The 12,335-nt window shown below is 62.0% G+C and carries 7 protein-coding genes; 3 read left to right on the top strand and 4 right to left on the bottom strand.

Translation table 11 applies throughout. The annotated features are described in order from the left end of the window. Positions 1–184 precede the first annotated feature (184 nt). From H281_RS0109615 to H281_RS37255, 3 genes are all read right to left on the bottom strand, one after another. Entirely contained in the window at positions 185–1,570 is a 1,386-nt protein-coding gene (locus H281_RS0109615) for a DUF3300 domain-containing protein (RefSeq protein WP_020066894.1), read from the bottom strand. Positions 1,571–1,698: 128 nt separating this feature from the next. Further along, entirely contained in the window at positions 1,699–2,007 is a 309-nt protein-coding gene (locus tag H281_RS0109610) for a hypothetical protein (protein WP_020066893.1), read from the bottom strand. A gap of 288 nt (positions 2,008–2,295) precedes the next feature. Continuing rightward, complete coding sequence (locus H281_RS37255; protein WP_370687484.1) at positions 2,296–2,511, bottom strand: hypothetical protein; 216 nt, start codon at positions 2,509–2,511, stop codon at positions 2,296–2,298. A 798-nt stretch (positions 2,512–3,309) separates the two neighbouring features. On the opposite strand from H281_RS37255, the gene H281_RS0109600 reads away from it, so the two are divergent. The 3 genes from H281_RS0109600 (at position 3,310) to glgX (ending at position 10,426) form a co-directional block, all read left to right on the top strand. Next, positions 3,310–5,706 (top strand): phosphoketolase family protein, encoded by a 2,397-nt coding sequence (locus tag H281_RS0109600; protein WP_020066891.1) that lies wholly within the window; start codon positions 3,310–3,312, stop codon positions 5,704–5,706. 201 nt (positions 5,707–5,907) lie between these two features. Then, positions 5,908–8,349 carry a glycogen/starch/alpha-glucan phosphorylase gene (locus tag H281_RS0109595; protein ID WP_033379516.1) on the top strand — a complete coding sequence of 814 codons (2,442 nt, stop codon included), beginning with the start codon at positions 5,908–5,910 and terminating at the stop codon, positions 8,347–8,349. Further along, on the top strand, positions 8,336–10,426 hold the full coding sequence (glgX, locus tag H281_RS0109590) for a glycogen debranching protein GlgX (RefSeq protein WP_123282651.1): 2,091 nt from the start codon (positions 8,336–8,338) through the stop codon (positions 10,424–10,426). Before H281_RS0109595 ends, glgX begins: the two co-directional genes overlap by 14 nt. Positions 10,427–10,528: 102 nt before the next feature. Here glgX and ptsG read toward each other — a convergent pair whose 3' ends face one another. Then, entirely contained in the window at positions 10,529–12,319 is a 1,791-nt protein-coding gene (gene ptsG, locus H281_RS0109585) for a PTS glucose transporter subunit IIBC (RefSeq protein ID WP_020066888.1), read from the bottom strand. Positions 12,320–12,335 lie beyond the last annotated feature (16 nt).

The following is a 12,335-nucleotide window of genomic DNA, read 5'->3' as shown; positions in this document are numbered from 1 at the left end:
CCGCGTACCGCGGCAATTGGACCAAAGTCCTACACATCCAAGGCCGTCGGAATGTTGTCGCCGGTAGTGCGACTATCCACGCGATGATCAGGCGCCCAGCGCGCACGCGAGCGCGACGGTAGGTGGTGCACCCATGACTACATGCCGACGAAATCGCCGTGGCGATGTCACGGTTCGACGCTCTCTAGCGTCTGCCACCGCGTCCGCCGCCGCCGGCCCGCATACCGCCGCCGCCGGCGCCGCTAGGTCGGCTGTAGCCCGAGCCTTGCATGCTGGAGCGTCCACGGTCGGCGCTGCGCTGCGTCGCGCCGCCTGCGCCGACGCCCTGAAAGGCGTTGTCGCGACCCCCGCCGCTGACGCCGCCACCAGCGCCGCCCGCACGGTCGCTGGTGCGTGACAGGTCGCCCGCGCCGGCGCGGTTCGAGACGCCGCCGCGCTCGCCGGCCGCCGACCGATCCGCGTTTCCCGCGCGATTTCCCGCGTTTGCGTTCGATCGGTCCGCTGCCCCTCGGTTATTCGCATTCGACCGATCCGCCGTTCCAGCACGATCGCCTGCGCCCGAACGGTCGGTGCGCTGGCCTCGGTCCGCCGTGTTGGCGCGGCCGCCGCCCGTCGTATCGCGTCCGCCGCCCGTCGTATCGCGCCCACGGAAATCATTGCGGCCCTCCGCGCCGCCGACATTGCGCGAGTACTTGTCACGGGTCGCGTTGTCGCGATAGGCGACGCCTTGACGATGGCTGCCGTCGTGCTGCCAGCGTCCGCCTTCGACCTTCGTGCGGTCGAAGTTGCGATCGATGTTCGCCGCCTTGTTGACATTGATATTGACGTCGCCGCCGCCCCAGTTGGCATTGCCGAAGATCGCGCCGGCGGCGGCGAGCCCGACGCCCCACGCAAAACCCGTTGCCAGCGCCGCACCCGGATAGTAGGCCGGGTAAGGCGGCCAGTAGGTGGGCGGGTAGGCCGGATAACTCCACGAACCATACACGGCCGTCGGGTTGTAGGCGGGCACGTAGATGACCTGCGGATTGGCAGGCTCGATCTTCACGATGGTCTGCCCGCCAGCGGGCGCCGCTTCGACGACCACGTTCTGCTGTTCGTTCGACTTGAGGTTGCCCGACTCCTTCGCGCGGGCGCGCAGACGCTGCACAGCGGCGAGGACGTCCTTCTGCTGCGCGAGGAATGCGTCGCCGAGCTTCTGGGTCCAGTCCAGCTTGTCGTTCATGGGTTCGAGAATCTGTGGGAAGGCCACCATCGATTTCACGCTGACGTCCCACGGCTCGTTCGCGACTGCCTTGACGGCGGCGTCGCCCGTGACTTTCGGATTGCTCTTGACCCAGCGCGCCGCATGCACGATTTCAAGCGGGTAGGTTGACGCCATCAGTACTTGCGACAAAACGGAGTCCGGGTAAAGGGCGATCGGCGCAACCAGCGCTTCGATCTCTTCCGGCTTGAAGGGCTCGCGCGGCGGCGCCTGGTCGGTCTGGGCATGTGCGACCCCCGCTGCCAGGGTCAGCGCGACGAGCAGCCACAGCCACGGCGCTGTGGCCCATCGATGGTTCCACGAAGACATGGCTGCTCCTTGAAACTGGTAAGGCCTACTGAAAACGACGACGAACCGACAGCTTGTGAAATGTACAACGCTTACTTTGCTTCCCTTCCCGGCGACATTCATCGGCGGGACACTTCATTTGAGCGCGATCACCGCCCCATTCGCCGGTCGTAGCCGCGCGAAATGCGATCGAGCAGCGTAGGGTTGCGCGTGGCCGAATTGAACTGCACGACGACGCTGCCATCGGGTTGCTGGCGCACGCTCGCCGTCACCGTGCTGCCGTCCAGTTCGCCGACGACGGTGCCGGTGCCGGGGTCCTGGACGCTGATTACCAGACCTTCGTCGCGCATTGCGCCCGCTGCCGCAGAGAACGAGCGGTCGAAGCTGGCCGGGACGGTGACAACGGTGCCGGGCGGCGGCGCGTAATACGGGCAGCCGGTCAACGGCAGCACCAACATGCAGACGCTCAAGAGTACAAAGCGCCTGAAACTCACATCGGTGCTTTTTACGGAACCGCCTCGACCGACCTCGTCGCCGCGCTCGTGAGAGCGACCCTCACACGATGAAATCATCGCTGTTCCCCCGATTAATCACGACGCCCCCGGAACGCATAACTTGTTATCCCTTCAAGGGGCCTGCGGCGGATGGCGGCGCCTTCATCCTTTGCGGCGTCGTTCCGGCAAGCAGTCGCTGCATGAATCTGCCCGCAGGCATATAACGTGTTTTTCACGGCGGACGCTCGCTACTCAGTACTTGATATCGCGCGCGGTCTGACGTCCGTGCTGCTTGGTCTGCCGCTTATCGTGCCGGCATTGGGAATTGCTTTTTTGGTCTGTGGCACGGCACTCCTGCTTGGTATGTCGTGAACCCTGGCGAGTGTCCTGACGGACGTCCCGCCCCGCGCGACGCTGTTGCGCTTGCTCCGTGGCCCCCGACGACGCCGGCAAGGTCACCAGAATCATCGCCGCTAGTGCAGTGATGGGCAGGCGGTTCCATGCGGGCATGGTGTCATCTCCAATGGGCGATATCCTGAAGCCTGCATCTGGTCACGACTATTCCGGCAGCGATTCAATCAGCGTTTCTGGTCGCCCGAGGCTTGACGTCATTGCACGGCTAACATCGAGTCCTCCCCACCGTCAGGCGACATTGCCTGGGCTATATGCCGTATCGATCGGCGGGCTCGCTTCGCGACATGCTGCCCAGAATCAGCGCCATCGGCTGCGCGACCGCTCGCCGAGCGATAACAAGGCGTAACAACGGTCGACCGCTTCCCGATATGCGCGAGGCGTGCATACGCAGTATGTGCAGCTTATCAGTGCGATGGGCCGCGAACATCGGACCTTGGTCCTACCGATGCGTGCAGCGCGAGCACTGCCCCTTTCCCACGCGCTTGTTGGACCAAAGGCCTATTTAAGTTGCCACGCGAGGCTAGTAGGCTCGTTTTGAGATCGTTGCTGCGTCATCTCCTTGAGATGCGAAACGTCGCACAGGTGCGGGCATCGTATGCTATGCGCCGCTTGTGCGCCGCACCGTTGCATAGCGCTTTATCGCACGATCGAAACTGGTTCGCCGCATTACCTTCCGCACTCTCAACAGGACGTCATAAAGCACTGTGAAGACGTTAAGTACTTCACAAAAGATAGCGCTAGAGACTGCTATCGGTGCAGGGCGGCGCGAAAAATCAACAAGACGCGTAGATGCTGTGCCCCATTCGCATTTGCACGCGTCTGGATGAGACCTGCTGTTCAGGAGACTACGTTATGAGCGAGCAATACGCCGCGGGCGCTTCGCAAACGGCTGCCCTCAATGCCGATGAACTTCGACTGATCAATGCCTGGTGGCGGGCATGCAATTACCTCTCGGTCGGAATGATCTATCTGATAGACAACCCGTTGCTGAGAGAGCCGTTGAAGGCCGAACACGTGAAGCAGCGGCTACTGGGGCATTGGGGCGCGAGTCCGGCGCTTTCGTTTGTCTGGGCGCATTTGAACCGGGTGATCAAGCGCGACGACCTCGATGTGATCTTCATGGCCGGCCCCGGGCATGGTGCGCCTGGCGTGCTCGGCCCCGCCTATCTGGAGGGCACCTATTCCGAGGTGTATCCGGACAAGAGCGAAGACGCGGAGGGTATGCAGAAGTTCTTCAAGCAATTCTCGTTTCCGGGCCACATCGGCTCTCATGTCACACCCGAAACGCCCGGCTCGATCCATGAAGGCGGCGAACTGGGCTACAGCCTGTCGCATGCATACGGCGCCGCATTCGATAATCCGGATCTCATCGTCGCCTGCGTGGTCGGCGATGGCGAAGCGGAAACCGGCCCGTTAGCCACAGCCTGGCATTCCAACAAGTTCGTCAATCCCGCTCGCGACGGCACCGTCTTGCCGATTCTCAATCTGAATGGCTACAAGATTGCCAATCCGACTGTCCTCGCGCGCGTCAGCCACGAGGAACTCGAGGCGCTGTTCGTAGGCTATGGCTACAAGCCGTTTTTTGTCGAAGGCTCGGACCATGCGGAGATGCATCAGAAGATGGCCAGCACGCTCGACGCCGTGGTTGCGGAGATTCGCGCTATCCATGACAGGGCGCGCTCAGGCTCGCAGGTCGAGCGGCCCCGCTGGCCGATGATCGTGCTGCGTTCGCCGAAAGGGTGGACCGGACCCAAAGAGGTCAACGGGCACAAAGCGGAGGGCTCGTGGCGATCGCATCAGGTGCCATTCTCCGAGGTACGTAGCAATCCCGCGAATCTGGCGCTTCTGGAAAGCTGGCTGCGCAGTTATAAGGCCGAGGAGCTGTTCGATTCCGACGGCCGGCTGATTCCTCAACTGCGAGACCTCGCGCCCGTGGGACCACGGCGCATCAGCGCGAATCCGCATGCGAACGGCGGAGTATTGCGCAGGGAGCTGAAGCTGCCCGACTTCCGTGCCTATGCGGTGGACGTCAGCCGCGCAGGCAAGGTGCTGTATGAGAACACCCGGCCGCTCGGAGAATTCCTGCGCGACACGATGCGCAAGAACATGACCACCTTCCGCGTGTTCGGCCCTGACGAGACGGCTTCTAACAGGCTCCAATCGATCTATGAAGCCAGCAAGAAGATCTGGATGGCCGATCTGCTCCCGGAGGACGAGGACGGCGGCGAATTGACGCGAGACGGCCGCGTGATGGAAATGCTCTCGGAGCATACGCTGGTGGGATGGCTCGAGGGCTATCTGCTTTCAGGGCGGCACGGTTTCTTCCATACGTACGAGGCATTCGCGCATGTGGTCGATTCGATGTTCAACCAGCATGCCAAATGGCTGGACATCTGCAAGAACCATGTGCCGTGGCGAGCGTCGGTGTCGTCGCAGAACATTCTGTTGTCGTCGACCGTGTGGCGGCAGGACCACAACGGTTTCTCCCATCAGGACCCCGGTTTCATCGACCTCGTGACCAACAAGGCACCTTCGGTCACGCGGGTTTACCTGCCTCCGGACGCGAATACGCTGCTCGTGGTGGCCGATCAATGTTTGCGCTCGACCGACTGCATCAACGTCATCGTGGCGGACAAGCAGAAGCACTTGCAGTTCACCACGATCGACGAAGCGATTGTGCATTGCGCGAAGGGCCTGGGTGTCTGGCGGCGCGCAAGCAATGACGAGGGCGATGAGCCGGACGTCGTCATGGCCTCGTGTGGCGATGTCGCCACTCAGGAATCGCTGGCGGCAACGGCAATTCTGCGTGAGCGATTGCCCGAGCTCAAGCTGCGCTTTGTGAACGTGGTGGACCTGTTCAGGATGCAGCCGGCAAGCGAACACCCGCATGGCTCGACAGCGCGCGAGTTCGACAGCCTGTTTACGGTGAACAAGCCCGTCATCTTCAACTTTCACGGCTACCCGTGGCTGATCCACAAGCTCGCCTATCGTTTCCGCAACCATGAGAATCTGCACGTTCGCGGTTACAAGGAGAAGGGCAACATCAACACGCCTCTCGAACTCGCGATCCTCAATCAGGTGGACCGGTTCAATCTTGTCATCGATGTTCTCGACCGCGTGCCGCGATTGCAGGGCAGGACGGCGCATCTCAGGGAAGACATGAAGAACGCGATTATCAGCAACCTGAACTATGCGCACACGCATGGCATCGACCGCCCCGAGATTACCGACTGGGTCTGGCCTGACTGAGTGTCCCCGCAGGGCGAGCGCCGCGCAAAGCTGTGCCGTTCGACTTCGCGATACGAGCGTGCCACACAGAAATGGGCATTGGAAAAGGGAAAGACCATGACCGCCGACTCGACCGCCGCCCCGAGCACCGACTCGAGCACCGACTCGGGCACCAACGCGACCGGCAGCACGTTCAACAGTGCTGGACCGGCGCGATCAGGAATGGATGCCGGCGCGCTGCAACGCGACATCGTCGACAACCTCATCTGTCTGCAGGCACGTTATCCGGCCATTGCGACCCCGCACGACTGGTACATGGCACTGGCGTACAGCGTGCGAGACCGTATGCTGGAACGCTGGGTGGCGACTGTGCAAACTCATGCCGCGCGTGAGGTAAGGCTCGCCTGCTATCTGTCCGCCGAATTTCTGATCGGGCCGCAACTCGGCAATAACCTGGTCAGCCTCGGCATCGAGGCCAACGCGCGCGCCGCCATGCAGGCACTCGGTCAGGACTTCGACTCGATACTCGCGCAGGAGGAAGAACCGGGGCTCGGCAACGGCGGACTCGGCCGGCTCGCAGCCTGTTACCTGGACTCGCTCGCCGCGCTTGAAATCCCCGCGATCGGGTACGGCATCCGCTATGAGTTCGGCATTTTCGATCAGGAGATCCGCGACGCCTGGCAGGTGGAAGTGACCGACAAGTGGCTGCAAATGGGCAATCCGTGGGAGATCGTGCGTCCGGACGTGGCATTTTATGTGGCCTTCGGCGGCCACACCGAGAGCACGACTGACGCGCAGGGCCGGCTTCAAGTTCGCTGGGTCGCGGCGAACAAGGTCAAGGGCGTGGCCTACGATATTCCGGTGGCAGGCTTTCACGTCAACACATGCAACACGTTGAGGCTTTGGAAAAGCGAGGCGGTGGAGTCGTTCGATCTGCAGGACTTCAACGCCGGCGACTATTACCAGGCCGTGCAGGACAAGGTGATCTCCGAAACGCTCTCGAAGGTGCTCTATCCAAACGACGAGCCGGAAGCCGGCAAGCGGTTGCGCCTCGCACAGCAGTATTTCTTCGTTTCGTGCTCGCTACAGGACATGCTGCGGCTGCTCGATCTCAAGGGCGAGCCGACAGAGCGCTTCGCCGACATGTTCGTGGCGCAACTCAACGACACGCATCCGTCCATTGGTGTTGCCGAGTTGATGCGTCTGCTGGTGGACGAACGGCAAGTGCCTTGGGACGAGGCCTGGGACATCACCCGGCGCTCGCTGGCCTATACCAACCATACGCTGCTGCCGGAGGCACTCGAGACCTGGGGCCTGCCGCTGTTTCGAAACCTGTTGCCGCGCCTGCTGGAAATCATCTACGAAATCAACCGCCGTTTTATCGACGAGGTCCGGCAACGCTATGGCGGCGACGAGGCACGCGTGGCACGCATGTCGCTGATCGACGAGCGGGGCGACAAGCGGGTGCGCATGGCGCACCTGGCGACTGTGGGCAGTCACGCCGTGAACGGAGTCGCCGCGCTGCATTCCGCGCTCCTGAAGCAGACCGTGATGCGGGATTTTGCCGAGATGTGGCCCGAACGTTTTTTCAATGTCACGAACGGCGTCACGCCACGCCGCTTCATGCTGCTGTGCAATCCGCAGCTTGCGCGGCTGCTGGATGAAACAGTGGGGAAGGACTGGATCACCGACCCCACTCAACTTCGCGGCCTCGAAGCGCATGCCGACGATGCTGCGTTCCAGGAGCGGTGGCGCCGCGTCAAACTATCGAACAAAGAAGCTCTCACCGCGCGAATCCACAGCGCGACGGGCATCGTGGTCGACCCGGGCGCGTTGTTCGACATTCAGGTCAAGCGGATCCATGAATACAAACGCCAGCATCTGAATGCGCTATTCATCATCGGGCTTTATCAACGCCTTCGTAACAATCCTCAATTGACGCTTGCACCTCGCTGCTTTGTGTTTGGCGGAAAGGCTGCGCCGGGCTATGCGATGGCCAAGCTGATTATCCGCCTGATCAATGGCGTGGCAGATGTGGTCAACAACGACCCGCTCGTGAACGATCGATTGAAAGTGGTGTTCTTTCCCGACTTCAACGTGAAGAACGCACATTTCATCTACCCGGCAGCGGACCTTTCCGAGCAGATTTCGACGGCCGGCAAGGAGGCGTCGGGCACCGGCAACATGAAGTTCATGATGAACGGCGCGTTGACAATCGGAACGCTGGATGGCGCCAACGTCGAGATCCGCGAACAGGTCGGCGAGGAAAACTTTTTTCTTTTCGGTTTGAGCGCGGATCAGGTCGAGCAGGTCAAGCGCGACGGCTATCGCCCTGCCGACTATGCGAACGGCAACGCCGAACTGCGGGAAGTGCTGAAGCTGATCGCTGACGGGCAATTCTCACGCGGCGATCGCGAGATGTTCCGGCCGCTGGTCGAGAGTCTGCTGCAATTCGATCCGTTCCTCGTGCTAGCCGACTACGCCGACTACGTGGCGTGCCAGGAGCGCGTGAGCGCGGCATGGCAGGACGCGCGGCACTGGACCCATATGTCCATCCTCAACACCGCACGCGCCGGCAAGTTCTCGTCGGATCGTGCGATCAGTGAGTACTGTAGTCACATCTGGAACATCCGTCCGGTGAGAATCGACCTTGAGCAACGCTGAGCGTGGCCCGGCGCCGGGCTATCCGGTAGGACCAGGATCGCGGTTCCCGCCAGGGGCGACAGTGGTGCCCGAAGGCGTCAACTTTTGTATCTTCGGCCGTCATGCCACGCAAGTCGAACTTCTGCTGTACGCGGCCCCGGACAGCCCTGAACCCTTTCAGGTCATCACGCTCTCGTCCGAGCGCAATCGCACTTTTTTCTACTGGCACGTTCTGGTGTTGGACCTGCCGATACGAACCTGCTACACATGGCGTGTTGACGGGGCGCAGGACACGGAACACACGGGCAGGGCTTTCTACCCACACAGGGAACTTCTCGATCCTCACGCCCGTGCCGTAAGCGATGACTTGTGGAAGCGAACGAGCGCCTCGGCGATACTCGAGACCGGCCGCGCTTCGTACCGCGCCATCGTGACCCAGCCTGTACCCGCTGACGCTACGCCAGTCGCCTCCGGGCTGGACGGCGCTGTCATTTATGAGTTGCACGTTGGTGGCTTCACCAGCCATCCGTCGAGCAATGTGACGCATCCCGGAACCTTTGCCGGGTTGATCGAAAAAATACCTTACCTCACGCAGCTGGGCGTGACCCATGTCGAGCTTCTCCCGGTCATGGCCTTCGACGCGCAGGATGTTCCGCCGGCGGCCGCAGCCAGAGGGCTGTGCAACTACTGGGGCTACAGTACGCATAGCTTCTACAGCCCGCATCCGCGCTATTGCGTCGATCCGGCAAGCGCTCCGCAGGAGTTCCGCGCGCTCACGGACGCGATGCACGCCGCCGGTATTGGCGTGTTGCTCGACGTAGTCTTCAACCATACGGCGGAGGCGGGCGCATCCGGGCCCGTCATCAATTTCAAGGGCCTTGCCAACGACATTTTCTATCACCTGGACGCCGGCGACCGGCGCCGTTACCGGGACTACACAGGCTGCGGGAACACCGTCAATTGCAACCATCCTTTGGTGACCGCGTTCATTGTTCGATGCCTCGAATACTGGGTGCAGGAGCTCGGCGTGGACGGCTTCCGGTTCGATCTGGCGAGCGTGTTTGCACGTGATCAGCATGGCGATCTCCTTAGCGACCCGCCATTGCCCTGGGCGATCGAGTCTTCCCGGATACTTTCGCGCGTGCCGCTGATCGCCGAAGCGTGGGACGCTGGCGGTCTCTATCAGGTCGGCGCATTCCCCGGCATGGCGTGGGCGGAATGGAACGGGCGCTATCGGGATGTAATCCGCCGTTTCGTGCGCGGTGATCCTGGCATGTGCGGCGAGGTTGCCACCTGCATCGCAGGATGTGCCGATCTGTATGCCGACGATGGCAGACTGCCCGCGAACAGCATCAATTTCATCACTTGCCACGACGGCTTCACGCTCAACGATCTCGTGAGCTACAACGCGAAGCACAACGAGGTCAACGGCGAGGAAAACCGCGACGGTAGCAATGACAATCTGTCGTGGAACTGTGGTGCTGAAGGCGAGACGGACGACGCTGGCGTTCGTCGCCTGCGTAGCCAGCAGGCGCGTAACCTGATGGCCATTCTGTTTCTGAGCCAGGGCGTGCCCATGATCCTCGCAGGCGACGAACTTCTGCGCAGCCAGCGCGGCAACAACAACGGCTATAGCCAGAACAACGTGCTTTCCTGGATCGACTGGCGCTCGATAGAAGCCGAGTCGGGCATGCTGCGTTTCGTGCGTGAACTGATTGCGTTGCGCAAGCGCCACGCGAGTCTGCGCCGCCGGCGCTTTCTCACTGGGAGACCGTCGTCCGGCCACGCCAACCCTGACGTTGCCTGGCACGGCGAACGCCTTAACGAGCCACGCTGGCATGATCCGGGAGTCCGGTTGCTGGCCTTCACTCTGGGCGGCGAAGCGTCCGGGGAGTCCGCGTTGCACGTCATGCTGAACATGGACGACTGCGCGCGCCGGTTTGACCTTCCTGTGCTTGACGGGCGACGCTGGTGCCGGATCATCGATACGGCACAGGAGAGTCCGAACGACATCGTCTCCACCCTGCAACACGCCGCTATCGAGTCGGAAACGTGTTGCGTCGACGCACGCAGCGTCGTGGTGCTCGAAGCGATCTGAGCGGATTTAGCGTCGCCACTGTGTCGACCCGCGAAGGTTGATCTCCCCGAGACGGCATAAAACCGATGCGGGCGACCACATGCTATCCGTTGCTCGCGAGCGTTATCGCATCGCGCCTGCCAGGTTTGGCGCGTCGAGGCCCACAATCAGATCGAACTCGCCGTTGGTCAGCGTTTGCGTCGCGGGAACGCCGGCCGCTTTCAGTGCGGCGGTGTCGAGTTGTGAGGCGTCGCGCAACCCGACACGCAGCCGCGTTGCCGCCAGCGCGTCGAGTTTCTGGATATTGGCGACGCCACCCAACGCTGCGCGGATTTTTTCAACACGCTCCGCCTGTTGCGTCGTGCTGTGCGCCGAAGCCTGGGCGCTCCCGATCGCGGTCGCGGTCGACGCGGCGGCCTCCGCGACAGCCTTTCCGTCTGCTGCGAGGTCGGCCTCGCTGCCGGCTGTCTTCAGGTATTCGTGCATGTCGGTCTTCATGTTTTCGGACAATGGCCCGAAGATCGCCTGAACCCCGTTGCCGACCCGCACGACGCCCGCGGCGCCGAGCGCCTTGAGTTTGCCTTCATTGACGAGCGCGGGGTTCTTCACCGAGATGCGCAGACGCGTGATGCAGGCGTCCAGGCTGTCGATGTTGGAACGGCCGCCGAAGGCGAGCACCAGTTCGCGCGAACGTCCGCCGACGCCAGCGGTGCTTACCTTCGCGGTTTCGACGGTGTCGTCCTCGCGGCCTGGCGTCTTGAGATCGAAGCGGGTAATCACGAAACGAAAAACGCCGTAGTAGATCACCGCGTAGATCGGCCCGAGAATAAAGACGTACCACGCGTGAGTCGACTTGTTGCCGATCAGGTTGAACATCAGAAAGTCGATGCCGCCCTGCGAAAAGGTGAAGCCCATGCGCATGCCGAGCGTGTTGGCCACGAACTGCGCCGAGGCCGCGAGACATGCATGGATAAGGTAGAGCACCGGGGCAACGAACAAAAACGCAAATTCGATTGGCTCGGTGATGCCGGTGAGGAACGAGGTCAATGCGGCCGAGACCATCATGCCGCCAACGGCGACCTTATTCTCCGGCTTGGCGCAGTGCCAGATTGCGATCGCCGCGGCCGGCAGGCCGAACATCTTGAACAGGAACGCGCCCGCCAGGATGCCCGCAGTGCGATCGCCCGCAAAGAACCGGGTGATGTCTCCGTGAACCACCTTGCCGGTCGTGGGATCGAGGAAGCTGCCTGCCTCGAAGAAGAACGGCACGTTCCAGATGTGATGCAGGCCGAACGGAATCAGCAGACGCTCGACAAAGCCGTAGACGGTTGCCGCAGTGCGCGGGTCGGACACCGCCGCCCATTGTGAAAAGGCCTTGATCGCGCTGCCGATAGGCGGCCACACGACGGACAGGATCGCACCGAGCACGATCGAACCGATTGCGGTCACGATGGGCACGAAGCGCTTGCCGGCGAAAAATCCCAGGTAGGCCGGCAGCGCGATTCTGTAGTAGCGGTTGAACATCCAGGCCGCGAGGCCGCCTGCGAGGATGCCGCCGAACACACCGGTCTGAATCGACGGAATGCCCATGATCATGTCGGGCTCGATGCCTTCCACCTTGGCGATCACGCCCAACGTAGCCGTCATGACGAGATACCCGATCGTTGCGGCGATGCCCGAGACGCCGTCGTTTTCGGTAAAGCCGAGCGCCACGCCAATTGCGAAGATCAGCGGCAGATTGGCAAAAATCACGTCGCCCGCGTTCTTCATCAGGGCGAGCACGATGGCCGGCACGTAACCGTGGAAATCGGTCGCGCCGAGGCCGAGCAACAGGCCGGCAACGGGAAGTACGGCGACCGGCAGCATCAACGACTTGCCGACTTTCTGCAACACTCCGAACGCATGTTTGAACACGGCCGGTCTCCTGTTG

Origin of the sequence: Paraburkholderia caledonica (assembly GCF_000383275.1) — a bacterium.
GTDB classification, from domain to species: Bacteria; Pseudomonadota; Gammaproteobacteria; order Burkholderiales; family Burkholderiaceae; genus Paraburkholderia; species Paraburkholderia caledonica.
Note: the sequence above shows the minus strand (reverse complement) of the source record. Positions and strands in the feature narration are given on the sequence as shown.